Genomic DNA, 22,907 nt, shown 5'->3' on the forward strand with positions numbered 1-22,907 from the left:
GGATGATAAATCGCGTTAAAGGTTGGTTGTTGGCTGCCACCGTGCTGCTGTGCGCGCAGGCCGGGGCGGCAAACCTCTCAGATATTCAGGTATCAAACGGCGAAAGCCAGGCCCGGATCACGTTCAGCTTTATGGGCGATCCTGAATATGCGTTCTCACAGCCAGACAGCCACAGCGTGGCGCTGGATATCAAACAAACAGGCGTGATCCAGGGGTTACCGCTGCGGTTCAGCGGTAATAATCTGGTGAAAAGTATCCGTTCGGGAACGCCGCAGGATAGCCAGTCGTTACGCCTGGTGGTTGATCTGACCGAAAAGGGCAAAACGAAGGCGGTGAAGCAGCAAAACGGGGCGAACTATACGGTGGTGTTTACCATCAATGCCGACGCGCCGCCACCGCCTCCGGTCGTAGCGAAGCGCGTGGAAGAACCTGTGTATACGCCGCGTCCTTCTGAACCTGCGCGTAATCCGTTTAAATCGCAGAACGATCGCATTACTGCGGCAACCAGCAGCAATACGGTGACGCGTCCGGCGGCCAGCGCGCGACGCGCGACGGTCAGCGGTGACAAAGTGATTATCGCCATTGATGCGGGCCATGGCGGGGAAGATCCCGGGGCGATTGGCCCTGGCGGCACGCGAGAGAAAAACGTCACTATCGCTATCGCGCGTAAACTGCGTTCGCTACTCAATGACGACCCCATGTTTAAAGGCGTGTTGACCCGCGACGGGGACTACTTTATCTCCGTAATGGGACGCTCGGACGTGGCGCGTAAGCAAAACGCGAACTTCCTGGTCTCTATTCATGCGGACGCCGCACCGAATCGTAGCGCGACCGGCGCCTCGGTTTGGGTGCTGTCGAACCGTCGTGCTAACAGCGAAATGGCCAACTGGCTGGAAGAGCACGAGAAGCAGTCTGAACTGTTAGGCGGCGCGGGCGACGTGCTGGCGAACAGCCAGTCCGATCCGTACCTCAGCCAGGCGGTGCTGGATTTACAGTTCGGTCATTCGCAGCGCGTCGGGTATGATGTCGCCACTAACGTATTGAACCAGCTGCAAAGCGTTGGCGTGCTGCATAAGCGCCGTCCGGAACATGCAAGCCTCGGCGTTCTGCGCTCCCCGGATATTCCGTCCATCCTTGTAGAGACGGGCTTTATCAGTAACAACGGTGAAGAGCGTCTGTTGGGAAGCGACAGTTACCAGCAGCAAATTGCCGAAGCGATTTATAACGGTTTACGTAAATATTTTGAGGCGCATCCTCTGCAGTCTGCGCCGCAGAGCGGCTCAGCACAGACGGCCAGCGCAGCGCTGCCGGGTGAGATGACCGCGACCAACTAAGGAGCATTCATGCCGATTCAGGTTCTACCGCCGCAGCTCGCGAACCAAATCGCCGCCGGTGAGGTGGTGGAACGCCCTGCGTCGGTGGTGAAGGAGCTGGTGGAAAACAGCCTCGATGCGGGCGCAACCCGCATCGATATTGATATCGAACGCGGTGGCGCGAAGCTTATCCGCATTCGCGACAACGGCTGTGGCATTAAAAAAGAGGAGCTGGCGCTGGCGCTGGCTCGTCACGCCACCAGTAAAATCGCCTCTCTGGACGATCTGGAAGCGATTATTAGCCTCGGTTTTCGCGGCGAAGCGCTGGCCAGTATTAGCTCGGTTTCGCGCTTAACGCTGACCTCCCGTACCGCTGAACAGCAGGAAGCCTGGCAGGCTTACGCCGAAGGGCGCGATATGGATGTGACGGTCAAACCCGCGGCGCACCCTGTCGGCACGACGCTGGAAGTCCTGGATCTGTTCTACAACACCCCCGCCCGACGCAAGTTTATGCGTACCGAGAAGACCGAGTTCGGCCATATCGATGAGATCATCCGCCGTATTGCGCTGGCCCGTTTCGATGTCGCCATCAACCTCAGCCATAACGGTAAGGTGATGCGCCAGTACCGCGCGGTGGCGGAAGGCGGACAGAAAGAGCGTCGCCTGGGCGCTATCTGCGGGACGCCGTTTCTGGAACAGGCTCTGGCCATTGAGTGGCAGCACGGCGATCTGGCTTTACGCGGCTGGGTTGCCGATCCAAACGCGAGCAGTGCTGCGTTCTCTGAAATTCAGTATTGCTACGTGAACGGGCGCATGATGCGCGATCGTCTCATCAATCACGCGATTCGCCAGGCCTGCGAAGACAAACTCGGGGCCGATCAGCAGCCAGCTTTCGTCCTTTATCTGGAAATCGACCCCCATCAGGTGGATGTAAACGTTCATCCTGCCAAGCATGAGGTGCGTTTCCACCAGTCGCGTCTGGTTCACGACTTCATTTATCAGGGCGTGGCCGCCGTGTTACAGCAGCAGGCAGCGCCAACTCTGCCGCTGGAGAAGGACGCCCCTGCGCCGCGTCCGCTGCCTGAAAACCGTGTAGCGGCAGGGCGCAACCATTTTGCTGAGCCTGCCGTCGCGCGTGAACCGGAAGCTCCGCGTTTCTCCCAGGCCGGGAGCGCACCGCGTCCAACGGGCGCGAACTACCCGAATGCCCAGCCGGGCTATCAGAAGCAGCAGGGAGCGTTGTACCGCAAGCTGCTGGAAACGCCCGCCGTGGAGCGAAAAGAGCACATTCCGCCCGCTCAGCCTTCTCTGGACGGCCATAGCCAGAGTTTTGGCCGGGTGCTGACGATTATCGCGCCGGATATGGCGCTGCTTGAGCGTGACGGCAAACTGATGCTTCTGGCCCTGCCGGTCGCCGAACGCTGGCTCAAGCAGGTGCAGCTTACGCCAGGCGAAAATGCAGCCTGCGCGCAGCCGTTATTAATTCCGGTTCGCCTGAAAATATCCCCTGATGAAACGAGGGTATTGCAGCGCGCAGAGCCGCAGCTGGCGCAAATGGGTATTGAAACTGTGCTCGAACCACAACATGTGACAATTCGTGCAGTGCCTTTACCCTTACGCCAACAAAATTTACAAAACTTGATTCCTGAACTGATAGGCTACCTGGCGCAGCAAACGTCGTTTGATGCCGCCAACACCGCGCAGTGGATCGCCCGCCATCTGGCAAGCGAACACGCGCCGTGGAGTATGGCGCAGGCCATTAGCGTGCTGGCGGAGGTAGAACGCCTCTGTCCGCATCTGGTGAAAACGCCGCCGGGTGGGTTATTACAACCTGTTGATTTACAAACGGCGATGAACGCCCTGAAACATGATTGACGCAAGTAAGGCGAGCCTGCCTAAGGCAATTTTTTTAATGGGCCCAACGGCCTCCGGCAAAACGGCGCTAGCCATTGAGTTGCGTAAAGTTTTGCCTGTAGAGTTGATTAGCGTCGACTCCGCCCTCATCTACCGGGGGATGGACATCGGCACGGCGAAGCCTGACGCAGAAGAGTTGCGTGCGGCACCGCACCGTTTGCTGGATATTCTCGACCCGGCTCAGGCCTATTCCGCAGCGGATTTCCGCCGGGATGCCTTAGCCGAAATGGCCGAGATAACGGCGGCGGGACGTATACCGCTGTTGGTTGGCGGAACCATGCTCTATTTCAAGGCGTTGCTGGAGGGGTTGTCACCTCTGCCATCCGCGGATCCGGAAATAAGAGCGAAAATTGAGCAGCAGGCGGCAGAGCTGGGTTGGGACGTTTTGCATCAGCAACTGGCGGAGATTGACCCGGTTGCTGCAGCACGGATCCATCCAAATGATCCGCAAAGGCTTTCCCGGGCACTGGAAGTTTTTTTCATTTCGGGTAAAACTTTAACGGAACTGACGCAAACGTCAGGAGACGCTCTGCCGTATCAGGTGCATCAGTTCGCCATCGCCCCGGCGAGCCGTGAACTGCTCCATCAGCGAATTGAGCAGCGTTTTCATCAGATGTTAGCTTCAGATTTTGAAGCAGAAGTGCGGGCGCTATTTGCCCGTGGAGATTTGCATACGGACATGCCTTCCATTCGTTGTGTGGGATACCGCCAGATGTGGTCGTATCTTGAAGGTGAGATTTCATACGATGAAATGGTTTATAGAGGTGTTTGCGCCACGAGACAGTTAGCGAAGCGCCAGATCACCTGGTTGCGCGGTTGGGAGGGGGTTCACTGGTTAGACAGTGAAAAACCGCAACAGGCGTTAAACGAAGTGATTGAGGTTGTTGGTGATATCGCTCACTGAATGTGTACAATTGAGACGTATCGTGCGCAATTTTTCAGAATCGCAAGGTTCTAAGTACAAAACAAGCATATAAGGAAAAGATAGAATGGCTAAGGGGCAATCTTTACAAGATCCGTTCCTGAACGCATTGCGTCGGGAACGTGTTCCAGTTTCTATTTATTTGGTGAATGGTATTAAGCTGCAAGGTCAGATTGAGTCTTTCGATCAGTTTGTGATTCTGTTGAAAAACACGGTCAGTCAGATGGTCTACAAGCACGCTATTTCTACTGTTGTTCCGTCCCGTCCGGTATCTCATCACAGCAATAACGCTGGCGGCGGCACTGGTAGTAACTACCATCATGGCAGCAGCGCGCAGGGTTCTTCAACGCCGGCGCAGGACAGCGACGAGACCGAATAAGGTTTCGCACTGTTATCCACACGGGGAGCCAGGGATCCTGCGTTCCCCGCTGATCTTTTTAGAGAGGTTTACGCTTGTTTGACCGTTATGATGCCGGTGAGCAGGCGGTGCTGGTACACATCTATTTTTCGCAAGACAAAGATATGGAAGACCTCCAGGAGTTTGAATCTCTGGTCTCTTCCGCCGGTGTCGAAGCAATGCAGGTGATTACCGGTAGCCGTAAAGCGCCGCACCCAAAGTATTTTGTTGGTGAAGGTAAAGCAGTCGAAATTGCGGATGCCGTAAAAGCAACCGGCGCGTCAGTCGTGTTGTTTGATCATGCGCTGTCTCCAGCCCAGGAGCGCAACCTGGAAGCCCTTTGCGAATGCCGTGTTATCGATCGCACGGGTTTGATTTTAGATATTTTTGCTCAGCGTGCACGTACCCACGAAGGGAAACTGCAGGTTGAGCTGGCGCAGCTGCGCCATCTGGCAACGCGTCTGGTGCGTGGCTGGACACACCTTGAAAGACAAAAAGGCGGGATTGGTTTGCGCGGCCCGGGTGAAACCCAGCTCGAAACCGACCGTCGTTTGCTGCGTGGCCGAATTACCCAGATCCTTTCACGTCTGGAACGTGTAGAGAAACAGCGTGAACAGGGGCGTCGGGCGCGAACCAAAGCCGACATCCCGACGGTGTCGCTGGTGGGCTATACCAACGCCGGTAAATCCACCCTGTTTAACCAGATAACCGAGGCCCAGGTGTATGCCGCAGACCAGCTGTTTGCGACCCTGGACCCTACGCTGCGCCGTATTGACGTTGCAGACGTCGGTGAAACGGTGCTGGCGGATACCGTAGGGTTTATCCGCCACCTGCCGCATGACCTGGTGGCGGCGTTTAAAGCCACCCTGCAGGAGACGCGACAGGCGACTCTGCTGCTGCACGTGATTGATGCGGCAGACGTGCGCGTGCAGGAGAACATCGACGCGGTCAACGTGGTACTCGAAGAGATCGACGCCCACGAGATCCCAACGCTGTTGGTCATGAACAAGATCGATATGCTGGACGATTTCGAACCGCGTATCGACAGAGATGAAGAAAACAAACCGATTCGGGTCTGGCTTTCTGCCCAGACCGGTATTGGTGTGCCACTGCTTTTCCAGGCTTTGACAGAACGTCTTTCCGGTGAGGTAGCTCAGCACACGCTGCGACTGCCGCCACAGGAAGGCAGGCTGCGCAGCCGGTTTTATCAGCTTCAGGCGATAGAAAAAGAGTGGATGGAGGATGACGGCAGCGTGGGGATGCAGGTGCGTATGCCGATCGTTGACTGGCGTCGCCTCTGTAAACAAGAACCTGCGCTGGTCGACTATATCGTCTGATCAGAAAGGGGATGCCTGAATAATTCGCCCTTGCATAACAAATATGGAGCATATACATGGCGTGGAATCAGCCCGGTAATAACGGACAAGACCGCGACCCGTGGGGAAGCAGCAAACCTGGCGGCAACTCTGAGGGAAATGGCAACAAAGGTGGTCGCGAGCAGGGGCCGCCGGATCTGGATGATATCTTTCGCAAACTGAGCAAGAAGCTTGGTGGCCTTGGCGGAGGAAAAGGTTCTGGCTCGGGTGGCAATTCCACTCAGAGTTCGCGCCCGCCAATGGGTGGCCGCGTAGTGGGCATCGTGGCCGCTGCGGTAGTCATCATCTGGGCAGCCAGCGGGTTCTACACCATTAAAGAAGCAGAACGCGGCGTAGTCACCCGTTTCGGTAAGTTCAGCCATCTGGTAGAGCCGGGTCTGAACTGGAAGCCGACCTTCATTGACGATGTGACCGCGGTAAACGTGGAATCCGTCCGTGAACTGGCCGCCTCTGGCGTGATGCTGACCTCTGACGAAAACGTGGTGCGCGTTGAGATGAACGTGCAGTACCGCGTGACCGATCCTGAGCGTTATCTGTTTAGCGTGACCAGCGCCGATGACAGCCTGCGTCAGGCGACCGACAGCGCCCTGCGCGGTGTGATCGGTAAATACACCATGGACCGTATCCTGACCGAAGGTCGTACCGTTATTCGTAGCGATACCCAGCGCGAGCTGGAAGAGACCATTCGTCCGTACAACATGGGTATTACCCTGCTGGACGTCAACTTCCAGGCTGCACGTCCGCCGGAAGAGGTGAAAGCCGCGTTTGACGATGCGATTGCTGCCCGTGAAAACGAACAGCAGTACATCCGTGAAGCAGAAGCGTACACCAACGAAGTTCAGCCACGCGCTAACGGTCAGGCGCAGCGTATTCTGGAAGAAGCGCGCGCGTATAAAACGCAGACCATCCTGGAAGCTCAGGGTGAAGTGGCTCGCTTTGCGAAGATCCTGCCGGAATATAAAGCGGCACCGGAAATTACCCGTGAGCGTCTCTATATCGAGACCATGGAAAAAGTGCTGAGCCATACCCGCAAAGTGTTGGTTAACGACAATAAAGGCGGGAACCTGATGGTTCTGCCGCTGGATCAGATGCTGAAAGGCGGTTCTGCGCCAGCAGCGAAAGGCGACACCAGCGGCGCGAACAACCTGCTGCGTCTGCCGCCAGCCTCAACAGGCAGCGCCAGCACGAACACAACGCCTTCTTCGAACGATGGTGACATTATGGACCAACGCCGTGCTAACGCGCAGCGTAACGACTACCAGCGTCAGGGGGAATAAGGATGCGTAAGTCAGTTATTGCGATCATCGTCATCGTACTGGTCGCGCTTTATACCTCGATCTTTGTGGTGAAAGAAGGCGAGCGTGGGATTAAGTTCCAGTTCAGCAGCGTCGTGCGTGATGGCGACAAACGCCCGGTGATTTACGAGCCGGGTCTGCACTTCAAGGTACCGTTTATTCAGTCCGTGAAAACGCTTGATGCGCGTATCCAGACCATGGATAACCAGGCCGACCGTTTCGTGACCAAAGAGAAGAAAGACCTGATCGTTGATTCCTATATCAAATGGCGCATCAGCGATTTCAGCCGTTACTTCCTGGCAACGGGCGGCGGCGACGTTTCTCAGGCAGAAGTGCTGCTGAAACGTAAGTTCTCTGACCGTCTGCGTTCCGAGATTGGTCGTCTGGATGTGAAAGACATCGTGACCGACTCCCGTGGTCGTCTGACCCTGGAAGTTCGCGATGCGCTGAACTCCGGTACAGCGGGCACTGAAGATGAAGTTTCAACGCCGGCAGCAGATGATGCGATTGCCAAAGCGGCTGAACGCGTTCAGGCGGAGACCAACGGTAAAGTGCCGGTGATCAACCCGAACAGTATGGCTGCGCTGGGTATCGAAGTGGTTGACGTGCGTATTAAGCAGATCAACCTGCCAGTTGAAGTGTCCGAGGCGATTTACAACCGTATGCGCGCCGAGCGTGAAGCGGTAGCCCGTCGTCACCGTTCACAGGGCCAGGAAGAGGCTGAGAAGCTGCGTGCTGCAGCGGACTACGAAGTCACCAAGACGCTGGCGGAATCTGAGCGCCAGGGCCGTATCCTGCGCGGTGAAGGCGATGCCGAAGCGGCGAAGCTGTTCGCGGATGCCTTCAGCCAGGATCCTGACTTCTACGCCTTTATCCGTAGCCTGCGCGCTTACGAGAATAGCTTCCAGAGCAACCAGGATGTGATGGTGCTCAGCCCGGACAGCGATTTCTTCCGTTATATGAAGACGCCGACTAACGCAACGCGATAAACTCAGGCCCGTTTGAGTATTCAAACCACCGCTCCCAACGGAGCGGTGGTTTTCTTTTATAAGGAATAAAAATGAATTCAACGATCTGGCTCGCACTGGCTTTGGTCCTTGTGCTGGAAGGTCTTGGACCGATGCTTTATCCGCGTGCCTGGCGCCGAATGATCGCCACGATGAGCCAGCTGCCGGATAATATTTTGCGTCGTTTTGGCGGCGGTCTTGTGGTTGCGGGCATCGTGATCTACTACATGTTGAGGAAAACGATTGGCTGATCAAAAAGTAGACGCAATCGGCGTATTTTGAGGTCAAAAAGTGCTGTATATCTGAAAAAGCGATGGTAGAATCCATTTTTAAGCAAACGGTGATTTTGAAAAAAATGGGTAACAACGTCGTCGTACTGGGCACCCAATGGGGTGACGAAGGTAAAGGGAAGATTGTTGATCTTCTGACTGAACGGGCTAAATATGTTGTACGCTACCAGGGCGGTCACAACGCAGGCCATACTCTCGTAATCAACGGTGAAAAAACCGTCCTCCATCTTATTCCATCAGGCATTCTTCGTGATAACGTCACCAGCATCATCGGTAACGGCGTTGTGCTGTCTCCTGCTGCGCTGATGAAAGAGATGAAAGGTCTGGAAGACCGTGGTATCCCTGTTCGTGAGCGTCTGCTGCTCTCCGAAGCCTGCCCGCTGATCCTGGATTATCACGTGGCGCTGGACGTAGCGCGTGAGAAAGCGCGCGGCGCGAAAGCGATCGGCACCACCGGTCGTGGTATCGGTCCGGCTTACGAAGATAAAGTTGCACGTCGCGGTCTGCGCGTGGGCGACCTCTTCGACAAAGCAACCTTCGCTGAAAAACTGAAAGAAGTGATGGAATATCACAACTTCCAGCTGGTGAACTTCTACAAAGCTGACGCTGTTGACTACCAGAAAGTGCTGGATGACGTCATGGCGATCGCTGACATTCTGACCGGTATGGTTGTTGACGTGTCCGATCTGCTGGACCAGGCGCGCAAGCGTGGCGATTTCGTCATGTTCGAAGGTGCGCAGGGTACGCTGCTGGACATCGACCACGGTACCTATCCGTACGTAACGTCCTCTAACACCACTGCAGGTGGCGTGGCGACCGGCTCTGGCCTGGGTCCACGTTATGTGGATTACGTACTGGGCATCATCAAAGCGTACTCCACTCGCGTGGGTGCGGGTCCATTCCCGACCGAGCTGTTTGATGAAACCGGCGAGTTCCTGTGCAAGCAGGGTAACGAGTTTGGCGCGACCACCGGTCGTCGTCGTCGTACCGGCTGGCTGGATGCGGTTGCAGTGCGTCGTGCAGTGCAGATCAACTCCCTGTCTGGCTTCTGCCTGACCAAGCTGGACGTACTGGACGGCCTGAAAGAAGTGAAAATCTGCGTAGGCTACCGTATGCCAGATGGCCGCGAAGTGACCACCACTCCGCTGGCTGCTGACGACTGGGAAGGCATTGAGCCAATCTACGAAACCATGCCGGGCTGGTCTGAGACCACTTTCGGTGTGAAAGAGCGTAGTGGCCTGCCGCAGGCGGCGCTGGATTACATCAAGCGTATTGAAGAACTGACCGAAGTGCCGATCGATATTATTTCTACCGGCCCGGATCGTACTGAAACGATGATCCTGCGCGACCCGTTCGACGCATAATCTTCGTGACTGCTGGCCTGCGGGGAGACCCGTAGGCCGGATAAGCGTAGCGCCATCCGGCGACCGCTCCTGGATCTCCGCTTTTTCGCCCCGTCTGTCAAATAAATTAGCCGCTAACTATCTGGCTGGTTTATCATCATTAATGAATATCTCTGCGGTTTGACCGCGTTTTCCCTTTTTCCTGAGGTTGATGTGCAGTTAACAAGTTTCACCGATTACGGCTTACGTGCGCTGATTTACATGGCGTCGTTACCCGAGGGGAAGATGACCAGTATCTCTGAAGTGACAGAGGTCTACGGCGTATCCCGTAATCATATGGTCAAAATAATCAATCAACTTAGTCGTGCCGGATACGTTGCTGCCGTCCGCGGGAAGAATGGTGGGATCCGTCTCGGTAAACCGGCACAGAGTATTCGTGTTGGCGATGTGGTACGTGAACTGGAGCCGCTTTCTCTGGTGAACTGCAGCAGCGAGTTCTGCCACATCACGCCCGCTTGCCGCCTGAAAAAGGCGCTTTCAAAGGCCGTGCAAAGTTTTCTCATGGAACTGGATAACTACACGCTGGCCGATTTGGTTGAAGAGAATCAACCGCTTTATAAATTATTGCTGGTGGAATGAAGAAAATTTCCACCGGAGCTGACAACGGAGGAACCGACATGTCACATGATCCTTTCCAGGAACGCGAAGCCGAAAAATACGCGAATCCTATTCCCAGCCGCGAGTTCATCATTGAACACTTAACAAAACGCGAAAAACCCGCCAATCGTGAAGAACTTGCCGTTGAATTAAACATTGAAGGTGAAGAGCAAATTGAAGCCCTTCGCCGCCGCCTGCGCGCGATGGAGCGTGACGGGCAGCTGGTCTTTACCCGCCGCCAGTGCTACGCGCTGCCAGAACGCCTCGATCTGCTGAAAGGGACCGTCATTGGTCACCGCGATGGCTTCGGCTTCCTGCGCGTGGAAGGCCGTAAGGACGATCTGTACCTCTCATCTGAGCAGATGAAGATGTGCATCCACGGCGACCAGATCCTGGCGCAGCCGCTGGGCGCTGACCGTAAAGGTCGCCGCGAAGCGCGCGTGGTACGCGTTCTGGTGCCAAAAACCAGCCAGATCGTCGGCCGCTATTTTACCGACGCGGGCGTGGGCTTCGTGGTGCCGGACGACAGCCGTCTGAGCTTCGACATCCTCATCCCACCTGAAGAGGTGATGGGTGCCCGCATGGGCTTTGTGGTGGTGGTGGAACTCACCCAGCGCCCAACCCGTCGCACCAAAGCGGTAGGTAAAATCGTCGAAGTACTGGGCGATAACATGGGCACCACGATGGCCGTTGATATGGCATTGCGCACCCATGAAATTCCGTACATCTGGCCGAAAGCGGTTGAAGATCAGATCGAAAGCCTGCGCGAAGAAGTGCCGGAAGAGTCCAAAGTGGGCCGCGTGGATCTGCGCTCCCTGCCGCTGGTCACTATCGACGGCGAAGACGCCCGCGACTTCGATGACGCCGTATACTGTGAGAAAAAACGCGGTGGTGGCTGGCGCCTGTGGGTCGCTATCGCTGACGTAAGCTATTACGTCCGTCCGCACACCCCGCTGGATAACGAAGCCCGCAGCCGCGGTACCTCGGTCTACTTCCCGTCCCAGGTCGTGCCGATGCTGCCGGAAGTGCTGTCTAACGGCCTGTGCTCCCTGAACCCGCAGGTTGACCGCCTCTGTATGGTTTGCGAGATGACCATCTCCACCAAAGGGCGCTTAACCGGCTACAAGTTCTACGAAGCGGTGATGAGCTCGCACGCGCGTCTGACCTATACCAAGGTCTGGCATATGCTGCAGGGCGACCAGGATCTGCGCGAACAGTACGCGCCGCTGGTCAAACATATCGAAGAGCTGCATAACCTCTACAAAACGCTGGATCAGGCGCGCGAAGAGCGCGGCGGGATCTCGTTTGAGAGTGAAGAGGCGAAATTCATTTTCAACGCCGAACGCCGCATTGAGCGTATCGAGCAGACCCAGCGTAACGACGCGCACAAGCTGATCGAAGAGTGTATGATCCTGGCGAATATCTCGGCGGCACGTTTCGTCGAGAAAGCCAAAGAGCCTGCGCTGTTCCGTATTCACGATAAGCCGACCACGGAAGCCATTACGTCGTTCCGCTCCGTGCTGGCTGAACTGGGTCTGGAACTGCCCGGAGGCAACAAGCCAGAGCCGCGCGACTACGCCGAGCTGCTGGAGTCCATTGGCGACCGTCCTGACGCAGAAATGCTGCAGACGATGCTGTTACGCTCTATGAAGCAGGCGATTTACGATCCGGAAAACCGCGGACACTTTGGCCTGGCGCTGCAGTCTTACGCCCACTTTACGTCGCCGATCCGTCGTTATCCTGACCTCTCTCTGCACCGTGCGATCAAGTATCTGCTGGCGCAGGAGCAGGGCCATAAAGGGAACACCACCGAAACCGGTGGCTACCACTATTCGATGGAAGAGATGCTGCAGCTGGGTCAGCACTGCTCCATGGCCGAACGTCGTGCCGATGAAGCAACACGCGACGTGGCGGACTGGCTGAAGTGTGACTTTATGCTCGATCAGGTCGGTAACGTCTTCAAAGGCGTGATTGCCAGCGTGACCGGCTTTGGTTTCTTCGTTCGTCTGGACGAGCTGTTCATCGACGGTCTGGTGCACGTCTCCAGCCTGGATAACGACTACTACCGCTTCGACCAGGTCGGCCAGCGCCTGATTGGCGAATCTGGCGGCCAGACCTACCGTCTGGGCGACCGTGTGGAAGTGAAGGTCGAAGCCGTGAATATGGACGACCGTAAGATCGACTTCAGCCTGATCTCCAGCGAGCGCGCGCCGCGTAACGTCGGTAAAACCGAGCGTGAAAGGGCGAAAAAAACCGGTAACGGTAAACCGGGCGGCGGTAAACGTCGTCAGGCGGGCAAGAAGGTAAACTTCGAGCCGGACAGCGCGTTCCGCGGCGAGAAGAAACAGAAGCCGAAGGCGGCGAAGAAAGAAGCTCGTTCAGCGAAAAAACCTTCCGCGAAAACGCAGAAAATCGCTGCCGCCACCAAAGCGAAGCGCGCGGCCAAGAAAAAGCAGGCGGAGTAAATTCTCCCCTCAACCTGACCCTCTCCCCAGCGGGGGGAGGGGAAATACTTATTACGAGAACCATCAATGAGTGAAATGATTTACGGCATCCACGCGGTGCAGGCCCTTCTCGAGCGCGCACCGGAGCGTTTTCAGGAAGTGTTTATTCTGAAAGGGCGTGAAGATAAGCGTCTGATGCCGCTGATCCACGCGCTGGAAGCGCAGGGCGTGGTGATTCAGCTGGCGAACCGCCAGTTCCTGGATGAGAAAAGCGAAGGCGCGGTCCACCAGGGGATCATTGCCCGCGTGAAGCCGGGTCGTCAGTATCAGGAAAACGATCTGCCTGATCTGATTGCCGAGCTGGATAACCCGTTCTTCCTGATCCTCGACGGCGTTACCGATCCGCACAACCTCGGGGCGTGCCTGCGCAGCGCCGATGCGGCGGGCGTGCACGCGGTGATCGTGCCGAAAGATCGCTCCGCGCAGCTGAACGCGACGGCGAAGAAGGTGGCCTGCGGCGCGGCGGAAAACGTTCCGCTGATCCGCGTGACTAACCTGGCGCGCACTATGCGTCTGCTGCAGGAAGAGAATATATGGATCGTCGGTACCGCCGGTGAAGCGGATCATACTCTGTACCAGAGCAAAATGACCGGCCGTCTGGCGCTGGTGATGGGTGCGGAAGGCGAAGGCATGCGTCGTCTCACCCGCGAGCACTGCGACGAGCTGATCGGCATCCCGATGGCGGGCAGCGTGTCGTCCCTGAACGTTTCCGTTGCGACGGGCATCTGCCTGTTTGAAGCGGTGCGTCAGCGCGGAGAATAAACAGCAAGGCCGTCCACAGGACGGCCTTTTGTGTTTTCTCCCTCTCCCCGTTGGAGAGGGGCGGGGTGAGGGCACCTGACGGTGACAACCTCACTCCTCCAGTGACCGCAAATGGTCGTCCTTCCTCAGCGTCATCAGCGCGAAAATACTCACTACCGCCGTCGCCATCACGTAATACGCCGGAATATCCAGGTTGCCCGTCTGCTTAATCAGCCCGGTAATAATTAACCCTGCGCATCCCGAGAAAATCGCGTTCGACAACGAGTAGGCCAGCCCCAGCCCCGTATAGCGCACGCGCGTCGGGAACATCTCAGACAGCATCGCCGGGCCCGGACCCGCCAGCATGCCCACCAGACCGCCCGCAATCAGTACCACAACAGCCTTCACCGCCAGCGTGCTCGACTCCGCCTGCAGGATTTTCAGCAGCGGAAGGGCGAGGATCAGCAGCAGCGCGGTGGCGATAATCATCACCGTGCGGCGTCCGATCCGGTCACTCAGGATCCCCGACGGAATGATGGTCAGCGCAAAACCAATATTCGAAATCACCGCTATCAACAGCGCCTGGTTGAACCCGGTGTGCAGCGCCGACTGAAGATAGGTCGGCATAATCACCAGGTAGGTATACCCCGCCGCAGACCAGACCATGACGCGCCCAATCCCCATCACGATGGCCCGGAGCGTGGCGACAGTATCCGCCTGAGCGACAGCCGGTTTATCCTGCTGCTGCACAAAGCTCGGTGTCTCTTCCATACTGACGCGAAGCCACAGCGCCACAACGCCCATGGGCAGCGCCAGGAAGAACGGAATGCGCCAGCCCCAGTCGTGCAGGGCTTCAGGCGTGAGAAGGGTGGAGAGCAGCGCCACGATGCCTGCGCCCGCCAGCAGCCCCAGCGCCACGGTAAAGGACTGCCACGCGCCATAGAGCCCACGCTTGCCGCGCGGGGCGAACTCCGTCATCAGCGAGACCGCGCCGCCGTACTCGCCGCCCGCGAACAGCCCCTGCAGGATGCGCAGCAGCGTAATAATCAGCGGCGCGGCAATCCCGATGCTGGCGTAGACCGGCACAACGCCGATGGCGGCGGTAGCGAGCGTCATCAGCACCAGCACGATAATTAGCGTCGGCTTACGGCCAATCCGGTCGCCGATGCGGCCAAACACCACCGCACCCAGCGGGCGGAAGAAGAAGGCGATGGCAAACGAGGCGTAGGTGAGGATCAGGCTGGTCAGCCCCGCCTCTCCTTCAAGCTGGAAGAAGTTTTTCGCAATGACGGTCGCCAGAAAACCGTAGACCGCAAACTCATACCACTCGATAAAGTTACCAATGGAGCCTGCAATTAATGCTCGCTTGTGCGCGTCCGGTTGCATAACGATCCTCACTTAAGGTGTAAGAATAAATTATTCAACAAAAGCGGAGTCATGAAATAGTTTATTCTTGTGTTCTGTGAGCTATTTCACGAATGATATCAGCGGGATCGTGAACGTGTGACTCCCCTCCCATGCAGCGTGCGCGCGGTCTGTCCATACTTATCGTCATTGCCACTGAAGGAGGGAGACAGCATGCACTGGCAGACCCATACCGTTTTCAATCAACCTGCACCGCTTTCCAATAGCAACCTTTTCCTCTCGGACTGCGCCCTGCGCGATGCGGTCGCGCGTGAAGGAGCCGAGTGGGATTTTGAGCTGCTCGCCAGCATCGGGCAGCAGTTGGGCACCGCGGAGTCTCTGGAGCTGGGCCGGCTGGCAAACGTTAATCCTCCGGAGTTACTACGCTATGACGCCACCGGAGAGCGGCTGGACGACGTGCGTTTTCATCCGGCATGGCACTTGCTGATGCAGGGGCTTTGCGCCAACCGCGTGCATAACCTGGCGTGGGAAGAGGAGGCGCGTAAAGGGGCGTTTGTCGCTCGGGCCGCACGCTTTGTGCTTCATGCTCAGGTGGAGGCGGGCACGCTTTGCCCGGTCACCATGACGTTCGCCGCCACGCCGCTGCTGCAGCAGGCGCTCCCCAAAGCATTTCACGACTGGCTGACGCCACTGCTCAGCGATCGCTACGATCCGCACCTTGCCCCCGGTGCGCAAAAGCGCGGCCTGCTGATCGGCATGGGGATGACGGAAAAGCAGGGCGGCTCGGACGTGCTCAGCAACACCACCAAAGCGGAAAAATGCAGCGACGGCAGCTACAGGCTGGTGGGGCATAAATGGTTTTTCTCCGTCCCGCAAAGCGATGCGCATCTGGTGCTGGCCCAGGCGAAGGGCGGGCTGTCCTGCTTTTTTGTGCCGCGCTTTTTGCCTGACGGACAGCGCAACGCCGTGCGTCTTGAGCGCCTTAAGGACAAGCTCGGGAACCGCTCTAACGCCAGCAGCGAGGCCGAGTTTCTTGATGCCTCCGGCTGGCTGCTGGGGGAAGAGGGCGAAGGGGTACGGCAGATCCTCAAAATGGGCGGTCTGACGCGCTTTGACTGCGCGCTGGGCAGCCACGGACTGATGCGTCGGGCGCTCTCGGTGGCGCTGTACCATGCCCACCAGCGTCAGACCTTCGGCAAAAACCTCATCGATCAGCCTTTAATGCGCGAGGTATTAAGCCGGATGGCGCTGGTGCTGGAGGGGCACACGGCGCTGCTGTTCCGCCTGGCCCGGGCGTGGGACAAGCGTGCCGATCCGCAGGAGGCCGCCTGGGCGCGGCTGTTTACCCCGACGGCGAAATTTAGCGTCTGTAAAGCAGGCATCCCGTTTGTGGCTGAGGCGATGGAGGTGCTGGGTGGGAATGGATATTGCGAAGAGAGCGAACTTCCCCGCCTGTACCGCGAGATGCCGGTGAACAGCATCTGGGAAGGGTCAGGTAATATCATGTGCCTGGACGTGCTGCGCGTGCTGGCGAAGCAGCCGGGTATTCACGACCTGCTTGCCGACGAGTTTGCGCAGGTGAAAGGGCAGGACAGACACTTCGACCGCAGCTGGCGACAGCTTCAGCAAAAACTGCGTAAACCGCAGGAGGCGCAGGGGCGGGAGATCGCGCAGCAGCTTTTCTTGCTGGGTGCCGGAAGCCAGATGCTGCGGCACGCATCGCCCCCGGTGGCGCAGGCGTGGTGCCGTATGATGCTGGATACCCGTGGCGGCACGCTGATGAGCGAGCAGGTGCAAAGCGACCTGCTGCTGCGTGCGACGGGCAGAGTCGGTTAGCCTTTTAGCTGGAACAGGCTCACCAGCTGGGTCAGGTGTGAACCCTTCTCGCGCAGCGTTTGAGCCGTTTGTTCGCTGCGTGAGATGCGATCGGCATTGATATGCGACGCTTCGCCAATATGGGTCATGGCGAGGTTCACCTGGCCGATCCCGGCGGACTGCTCGCGTGAGGCATGGTTAATCTCGGTGACCAGCTGGCTGATGTTATCGATATGAATGATGATGTCGTCCATCGCCAGGCGCGTCCGTTCAGACAGCGCATGACCCTCACTCACTTTTCTGAGCGTATCGCCAATCAGCTGCTCAATCTCCTTCACCGCGTTAGCGCTGCGTCCCGCCAGCGCGCGAACCTCCTGCGCGACTACCGCAAACCCTTTTCCGTGCTCGCCTGCGCGGGCCGCTTCCACTGCCGCGTTCAGCGCCAGAATATTGGTCTGGAAAGCGATGGATTCGATCACGCGCGTGATGTCTTCGATGCGTTTTGACGCTTCGCGAATGTCGTCCATGGTCGACACCGCGTGGGTGACCGTCTCACCGCCCTGATGGACCGCGAGCGAGGTTTCACCCACCAGCTGCTGCGTTTGCTCCATGTTGGCGGCATTTTGCTGCACGGTGGCGGCCAGCTGCTCCATGCTGGCGGACGTCTCCTCCACGCTGCTGGCCTGCTTGTTGATCTGCTCTGAAATCTCGCCAGTGTCGGCGGCCAGCGCGTTGGTGCCCAAATGGATCTCGCCTGCAGCCTCACGGACCTGCAGGACAATTTTTTGCAGGCCGCCGCCGATGCCGTTGATGGCATCGATCAGCTGGCCGACTTCGTCCTGACGCGTCACGGGCAGGGTGGAACGGAGATCCCCTGCGGCATATTGACGGGCAAGATGGATCACGTTGCGCAGCGGTCGGGTCAGCACGCGGCGAATAATGACCACGAACAGGCCAGCAAAAAGGATGGACAAGACTACGCCGGCCAGCAGGAAGCGATCGCGCATGGCGGTAACGCTTGAGAGCAGCACCGATTTATCCACTTCGCCCACGATAGTCCAGTTCCAGCCCGGCAGCGGGGTATAGGCCATTTTCAGCGTCCGGCCGTCGTCGCTTGTACGCTCCAGCGTGCCGGGTTTGTCACTCAGAAGCTGTTGCTGCGTCGCGCCGTCCCATTTCGGCAGTTTTCCCTCTTCGCTGGCGTGGAACAGGTATTGCCCGCGCGTTTTGCCGTTGCTGCGATCCAGCACGAAGAAGCGACCGCTCTCGCCCAGGCGGCGGTTGAGGATTTTCTCGCGCATTACGTTCCAGGAGTGGGTGATGTCCACCCCGACAAAGACGATCGCAATGACCTGCCCTTCGGCGTTTTTAACGGGCTGGTACTGGGTGATGTAGCGTTTGCCGAACAGCAGCGCCAGGCCGCGGTAGACTTCACCTTTGTTGACGGCTGCAAAGGCCGGGCTGGCGTTATCCAGAACGGTACCCATTGCCCGATCGCCATTCTCTTTGCGCAGGGAAGTGGCTACGCGCACAAAGTCGTTACCGCTGCGTACAAACAGCGTCGAAATGGCTCCCGTACGGTTCAGGAACTCGTCCGAAAGGGTGTTATTTTCATGCAGCCCGGTGTCTCCGCCTTTCAGAAGCGGAACGCTAAGTCCGTTAATCGTCTGGTGTTGGGAATTATCAATGTTCAGGGGCTGCGGTAAAAAGGTGGTAAACAGACGGGTATAGCTCTCAACCTCTTCACTCAGGCTGGTGTTGAACATCTGCACCATGTCGACCATGCCGGTGGACTGATTATGCAGATCTTCGACCGCAAGGGCTTCAAGCTGCTGGCTGGCTTTTTGGCTGAGCAGAAAAGTGAATAGCAGAAACAGCGTGGCGACACTGACGCCAGTCAGCAGCGAGAGTTTCGACCCCAGGCCCGCACGGCGGAAAAAGTTGATCATAAATTGCTCATCATTGAAAAGTTATGGTTCTTCAACGGCAGAGCGGAGATTACGTTTACTGTTTTAATGTAACAAAATGTTATTCAATTGTTCTTTATTGGTTTTATATAAGATAAAAAATTTGCAAAAACGAAAAGCCACTAAAAATAAGTGGCTTTTATCAGGAGGGAGTTTACACGTAGAGAATGGCCTGTACCCGCCAGCGATCGATATGGTTATCTTCCTGCATCTGGATGATGCGATACCATGAAGCACCCTGCTCATCGGCCTTTAATGCCACGACACGTTCAACGTCTTGCGGGCTCCCCGAGATATTATTCACGGAGATCTGGCCAATTTCATTCAGGCCAGTCACACAATCAGCACTGGCGAATTCTGCTGACTGCGCGGTGGTGCTCAGCAGGCCTGCTGAGAGCAACAGTGAGGTCAAAGCAAGAGTTCGTTTCATCGTCAGCTCCATTTCACATATATCCGGTATCCGCCGGGCAATCCTTCGCTAATAAACTCCCTTCCATTGATGCGGGCGTGGAGTTTATTGTGGACAGGAAAATGTCTATGGACGCAAAGCAGTGTAAATCTCGTTCAAAGGAAAACCATTATTTGCGGTACAAAATGGCCTGTGAGTACCACTGTCCCGTTATGATGGTTTCGTCGATCATAATGATGACGTAATAATCTGCTTTGGCGGCGACGGCCTGTGCTTTTATTGCCGATTCTGCGTCATCCGGAGAGCCGCGAACCAGCGCGGAGATGGTGCCCATTCGTTGTAATCCTTCCGTCTGATTACGACGAATCTCCTGTGGATGATCGGCGACCGGTGGAGCGGGTTGCGGCGTTCCCTGCAGCGCGCTACAGCCACTCAGCAGAAACACCAGCAATAAAGCAGCAAACCTGCGCATAACCATATCTCGTTTCCTGATAGCCATAGTGTAGTTGGCTGTGAATTTAGTTTTGGGGGAATGTTCCCGAAGTGTTATCTGGGACGTATATTTCGAATGAAAATGACGCGAAAGCGTAACCCAGTTCTCAACATTATGAATCATAGATTCGCACAGGGTCGACAATGATTGAAATTGAAATACGCCACCTCGGCGACCATGAAATTTTACACGCGATGCCAGCGGGTAAACGTGATAAACCGCTGCCTGTTGTGATTTTTTATCATGGGTTTACCTCATCGAAGCTGGTTTACAGTTATTTTGCGGTAGCGCTGGCGCAGGCGGGTTTTCGCGTGGTGATGCCAGATGCACCCGACCACGGCGCACGCTTTACGGGTAATGAACAGGCGCGGCTGGGGCAGTTCTGGCAGATTCTGCACGGGAGTCTGACCGAGTTTTCCGGGCTGCGCGATGCGCTTTATGAGGCAGGGCTGGTGGCCGACAATCGTCTGGCGGTAGCCGGGGCATCGATGGGCGGTATGACGGCGCTGGGGATTATGACGCATCATCCTGAAGTGAAGTCTGTCGCCTGTCTGATGGGCTCGGGTTATTTTACTTCGCTGGCGAAGACCCTTTTCCCCCCTCAGGATTTAACGGAAATGACCGCGACGCTGGCAGAGTGGGAAGTGACCCGGGCATTACCGCGCGTGGCCGATCGCCCGCTGCTGCTGTGGCACGGTGACGCGGATGATGTGGTCCCGCCCGAGGGAACCTTCCGTCTGCAGCAGGCGTTAATGAATGAAGGGCTGGACGCTAATCTGACCTGCCTGTGGGAACCGGGCGTCCGCCACCGCATTACGCCAACGGCGCTGGACGCCACGGTGGCGTTTTTCCGCCAGCACCTGTAAACGCGCAGGACTTTGATGTCCTTATCTTCCCGCTTGTGGAGGATCTTTGAGGGGCTATTTGACCGGTGGTATTCCGGAGCCATTCACAAAAAAAGCCCCCGGGCAGGGGGCAACGTCAACTATGGCTATGTTCTCGTTGTTGGCTTTCCTGGTGCTAGCGTTAAAGCGTTATCGGTAAATATCTGCACTGGCGTGCATGTTGCCGTTGCTGCCGGGCTCACGGGTTAATATCACGTGGTAATAGGTTGCGCCCTGCGCATCGGTTTCTGCGTTTAATGCCTGATCTGCTTCACTTTCCGTGGCGAAATTATGATTGATGTAAATTACGCCCAAGCTTTGCACATCATCCATGTTTCTGGCCTGTCGGCTGTCTATCTTGATGGCTGCCATCGCGTTTGCACTGAGCAAAAGCGCCGCCATTATGGCTAATGCGATTTTTTTCATGATATGCGCTCCACGACTACGTGCTGCGAGAGGGGGGATGCTCCTTCTTTAATTCAGGCGATCTCTGATTAAAGTGTAATCACTCATCCGGCGGGGATGCGTGACCATTTCTGATGCAGTTGTTCAAAAAAACAACGCTTCCGGGTGTGACCAATTTTAAATCACCCACTTAGACCCGCTTCGCGCTTTGTGCGAATTATTTGTGCAATCAGCTTGAGTTTCCAGGGGCGCGCAAGTATTATGACGCGTCAATTTTTCAGCCGACCTTTAACACGTTCCTTGCCTCCCCGGGCCTCGGCTGACCCAGACAGGAGGCTGAATAATCCGTAAGGAGCAATTCGATGCGTCATTACGAAATCGTTTTTATGGTCCATCCTGACCAGAGCGAACAGGTTCCGGGTATGATCGAGCGTTACTCTGCTGCCATCACTGGTGCAGAAGGTACGATCCACCGTCTGGAAGACTGGGGCCGCCGTCAGCTGGCTTACCCGATCAACAAACTGCACAAAGCACACTACGTTCTGATGAACGTTGAAGCGCCGCAGGAAGTGATCGATGAGCTGGAAACTACCTTCCGCTTCAACGATGCCGTTATCCGCAGCATGGTTATGCGTACCAAAAACGCAGTTACCGAAGCATCTCCGATGGTTAAAGCGAAAGACGAGCGCCGTGAGCGTCGCGATGATTTCGCAAACGAAACCGCAGATGATTCTGATGCTGGGGATTCTGAAGAGTAATTTCTGATGACCAACCGTCTGGCGTTGTCCGGCATCGTATGCAGGGCTCCCCTTCGAAAGGTCAGTCCATCAGGAATTCCGCATTGCCAGTTCGTGCTTGAGCATCGTTCTGTGCAAGAGGAAGCCGGGTTTCACCGGCAGGCGTGGTGCCAAATGCCCGTTATTATTAGCGGACACGAAAACCAGGCCATTACTCACAGTTTAACGGTCGGTAGCGCAGTAATCGTTCAGGGGTTCATCTCTTGCCACAAGGCAAAGAACGGCCTGAGCAAAATGGTTCTGCATGCCGAGCAGATTGATTTGATAGATTCTGGAGACTAGCCATATGGCACGTTATTTCCGTCGTCGCAAGTTCTGCCGTTTCACCGCGGAAGGCGTTCAAGAGATCGACTATAAAGATATCGCAACGCTGAAAAACTACATCACCGAAAGCGGTAAGATTGTCCCAAGCCGTATCACCGGTACTCGTGCAAAATACCAGCGTCAGCTGGCTCGCGCTATCAAACGCGCTCGCTACCTGTCCCTGCTGCCGTACACTGATCGTCATCAGTAATCGGGCACGGTCCATTAATACGACTTTAAGAGGATAAGGTAATGCAAGTTATTCTGCTTGATAAAGTAGCAAACCTGGGCAGCCTGGGTGATCAGGTTAACGTTAAAGCGGGTTACGCACGTAACTTCCTGGTTCCACAGGGTAAAGCTGTTCCAGCTACCAAGAAAAACGTAGAGTTTTTCGAAGCACGTCGCGCTGAACTGGAAGCCAAACTGGCTGACGTTCTGGCGGCTGCTAACGCTCGCGCTGAAGCAATCAACGCACTGGGCACCGTTACCATCGCGTCTAAATCAGGCGACGAAGGTAAACTGTTCGGTTCCATCGGTACTCGCGATATCGCTGATGCAGTTTCTGCAGCAGGCGTTAAAGTGGCTAAGAGCGAAGTTCGTCTGCCGAACGGCGTTCTGCGTACCACTGGTGAGCACGAAGTTGACTTCCAGGTTCACAGCGAAGTGTTCGCTAAACTGGTTGTTAACGTTGTAGCTGAGTAATTTTTTAC

23 protein-coding genes are annotated in these 22,907 nt (G+C 56.4%); 18 read left to right on the forward strand and 5 right to left on the reverse strand.

The features are described 5' to 3' along the window. The first annotated feature begins 2 nt into the window (after positions 1–2). The 12 genes from amiB (at position 3) to rlmB (ending at position 13,780) form a co-directional block, all read left to right on the forward strand. Positions 3–1,334 carry an N-acetylmuramoyl-L-alanine amidase AmiB gene (amiB, locus tag UR289_RS19030; RefSeq protein ID WP_087823496.1) on the forward strand — a complete coding sequence of 444 codons (1,332 nt, stop codon included), beginning with the start codon at positions 3–5 and terminating at the stop codon, positions 1,332–1,334. A 9-nt stretch (positions 1,335–1,343) separates the two neighbouring features. Beyond that, entirely contained in the window at positions 1,344–3,188 is a 1,845-nt protein-coding gene (mutL, locus tag UR289_RS19035; protein ID WP_320711299.1) for a DNA mismatch repair endonuclease MutL, read from the forward strand. Then, positions 3,181–4,131, forward strand: a complete 951-nt coding sequence (gene miaA / locus UR289_RS19040; protein WP_033144464.1) for a tRNA (adenosine(37)-N6)-dimethylallyltransferase MiaA — start codon at positions 3,181–3,183, stop codon at positions 4,129–4,131. The genes mutL and miaA overlap by 8 nt, the downstream gene beginning before the upstream one ends. A gap of 85 nt (positions 4,132–4,216) precedes the next feature. After that, positions 4,217–4,528 carry an RNA chaperone Hfq gene (hfq, locus tag UR289_RS19045; RefSeq protein ID WP_023334248.1) on the forward strand — a complete coding sequence of 104 codons (312 nt, stop codon included), beginning with the start codon at positions 4,217–4,219 and terminating at the stop codon, positions 4,526–4,528. Between the two features lie 74 nt (positions 4,529–4,602). Beyond that, complete coding sequence (hflX, locus tag UR289_RS19050) at positions 4,603–5,883, forward strand: ribosome rescue GTPase HflX (protein ID WP_023310136.1); 1,281 nt, start codon at positions 4,603–4,605, stop codon at positions 5,881–5,883. A gap of 56 nt (positions 5,884–5,939) precedes the next feature. Beyond that, positions 5,940–7,199 carry an FtsH protease activity modulator HflK gene (gene hflK / locus UR289_RS19055; protein WP_045402256.1) on the forward strand — a complete coding sequence of 420 codons (1,260 nt, stop codon included), beginning with the start codon at positions 5,940–5,942 and terminating at the stop codon, positions 7,197–7,199. A 2-nt stretch (positions 7,200–7,201) separates the two neighbouring features. Further along, positions 7,202–8,206 (forward strand): protease modulator HflC, encoded by a 1,005-nt coding sequence (gene hflC, locus UR289_RS19060; protein WP_023334250.1) that lies wholly within the window; start codon positions 7,202–7,204, stop codon positions 8,204–8,206. A 71-nt stretch (positions 8,207–8,277) separates the two neighbouring features. Further along, complete coding sequence (locus tag UR289_RS19065; RefSeq protein ID WP_003855996.1) at positions 8,278–8,475, forward strand: DUF2065 domain-containing protein; 198 nt, start codon at positions 8,278–8,280, stop codon at positions 8,473–8,475. A gap of 104 nt (positions 8,476–8,579) precedes the next feature. Then, a complete protein-coding gene (locus UR289_RS19070) occupies positions 8,580–9,878 on the forward strand; it encodes an adenylosuccinate synthase (RefSeq protein WP_024907332.1) in 1,299 nt (432 codons plus the stop codon). 192 nt (positions 9,879–10,070) lie between these two features. Continuing rightward, positions 10,071–10,496 (forward strand): nitric oxide-sensing transcriptional repressor NsrR, encoded by a 426-nt coding sequence (gene nsrR / locus UR289_RS19075; RefSeq protein WP_023334253.1) that lies wholly within the window; start codon positions 10,071–10,073, stop codon positions 10,494–10,496. A gap of 38 nt (positions 10,497–10,534) precedes the next feature. Beyond that, positions 10,535–12,979, forward strand: a complete 2,445-nt coding sequence (gene rnr / locus UR289_RS19080; RefSeq protein WP_023310140.1) for a ribonuclease R — start codon at positions 10,535–10,537, stop codon at positions 12,977–12,979. Positions 12,980–13,045: 66 nt separating this feature from the next. After that, on the forward strand, positions 13,046–13,780 hold the full coding sequence (gene rlmB, locus UR289_RS19085) for a 23S rRNA (guanosine(2251)-2'-O)-methyltransferase RlmB (RefSeq protein ID WP_033144466.1): 735 nt from the start codon (positions 13,046–13,048) through the stop codon (positions 13,778–13,780). A gap of 90 nt (positions 13,781–13,870) precedes the next feature. On the opposite strand, the gene UR289_RS19090 is transcribed toward rlmB, so the two are convergent. After that, a complete protein-coding gene (locus UR289_RS19090) occupies positions 13,871–15,145 on the reverse strand; it encodes an MFS transporter (RefSeq protein ID WP_087823503.1) in 1,275 nt (424 codons plus the stop codon). Between the two features lie 192 nt (positions 15,146–15,337). Between UR289_RS19090 and UR289_RS19095 the strand changes: the two genes are divergently transcribed. Next, positions 15,338–16,960 (forward strand): isovaleryl-CoA dehydrogenase, encoded by a 1,623-nt coding sequence (locus UR289_RS19095; RefSeq protein ID WP_087823505.1) that lies wholly within the window; start codon positions 15,338–15,340, stop codon positions 16,958–16,960. Here the strand turns inward: UR289_RS19095 and UR289_RS19100 are convergent. The 3 genes from UR289_RS19100 to bsmA all read right to left on the reverse strand — a co-directional run bounded on the left by UR289_RS19100 (position 16,957) and on the right by bsmA (position 19,814). Continuing rightward, complete coding sequence (locus UR289_RS19100; protein WP_320711307.1) at positions 16,957–18,888, reverse strand: methyl-accepting chemotaxis protein; 1,932 nt, start codon at positions 18,886–18,888, stop codon at positions 16,957–16,959. The two genes, UR289_RS19095 and UR289_RS19100, sit on opposite strands and share 4 nt — an antisense overlap. Positions 18,889–19,060: 172 nt before the next feature. After that, positions 19,061–19,348, reverse strand: a complete 288-nt coding sequence (gene yjfN / locus UR289_RS19105) for a DUF1471 family protease activator YjfN (protein WP_032665074.1) — start codon at positions 19,346–19,348, stop codon at positions 19,061–19,063. A gap of 136 nt (positions 19,349–19,484) precedes the next feature. After that, positions 19,485–19,814 (reverse strand): biofilm peroxide resistance protein BsmA, encoded by a 330-nt coding sequence (bsmA, locus tag UR289_RS19110; protein ID WP_029740376.1) that lies wholly within the window; start codon positions 19,812–19,814, stop codon positions 19,485–19,487. Between the two features lie 137 nt (positions 19,815–19,951). On the opposite strand from bsmA, the gene yjfP reads away from it, so the two are divergent. After that, positions 19,952–20,674 (forward strand): esterase, encoded by a 723-nt coding sequence (yjfP, locus tag UR289_RS19115; RefSeq protein ID WP_320711310.1) that lies wholly within the window; start codon positions 19,952–19,954, stop codon positions 20,672–20,674. Between the two features lie 168 nt (positions 20,675–20,842). Here yjfP and yjfY read toward each other — a convergent pair whose 3' ends face one another. After that, a complete protein-coding gene (gene yjfY, locus UR289_RS19120) occupies positions 20,843–21,118 on the reverse strand; it encodes a DUF1471 family protein YjfY (protein ID WP_211138262.1) in 276 nt (91 codons plus the stop codon). A 341-nt stretch (positions 21,119–21,459) separates the two neighbouring features. Here yjfY and rpsF point away from each other — a divergent pair, with 341 nt between their 5' ends. Genes rpsF through rplI form a run of 4 tightly spaced genes read left to right on the forward strand, consistent with a single transcriptional unit; the run spans position 21,460 to position 22,899 of the window. Beyond that, a complete protein-coding gene (gene rpsF, locus UR289_RS19125; protein WP_014068637.1) occupies positions 21,460–21,855 on the forward strand; it encodes a 30S ribosomal protein S6 in 396 nt (131 codons plus the stop codon). 6 nt (positions 21,856–21,861) lie between these two features. Beyond that, positions 21,862–22,176 carry a primosomal replication protein N gene (priB, locus tag UR289_RS19130; protein WP_008502895.1) on the forward strand — a complete coding sequence of 105 codons (315 nt, stop codon included), beginning with the start codon at positions 21,862–21,864 and terminating at the stop codon, positions 22,174–22,176. A gap of 4 nt (positions 22,177–22,180) precedes the next feature. Continuing rightward, on the forward strand, positions 22,181–22,408 hold the full coding sequence (gene rpsR / locus UR289_RS19135) for a 30S ribosomal protein S18 (RefSeq protein WP_000135199.1): 228 nt from the start codon (positions 22,181–22,183) through the stop codon (positions 22,406–22,408). A gap of 41 nt (positions 22,409–22,449) precedes the next feature. Continuing rightward, the gene (gene rplI, locus UR289_RS19140; protein WP_023310148.1) at positions 22,450–22,899 is read left to right on the forward strand and encodes a 50S ribosomal protein L9; all 450 of its coding nucleotides are present in this window, start codon (positions 22,450–22,452) and stop codon (positions 22,897–22,899) included. The last annotated feature ends 8 nt before the right edge of the window (positions 22,900–22,907 follow it).

Origin of the sequence: Enterobacter sp. 302C9 (assembly GCF_034106085.1) — a bacterium.
Lineage (GTDB): Bacteria > Pseudomonadota > Gammaproteobacteria > Enterobacterales > Enterobacteriaceae > Enterobacter > Enterobacter asburiae_B.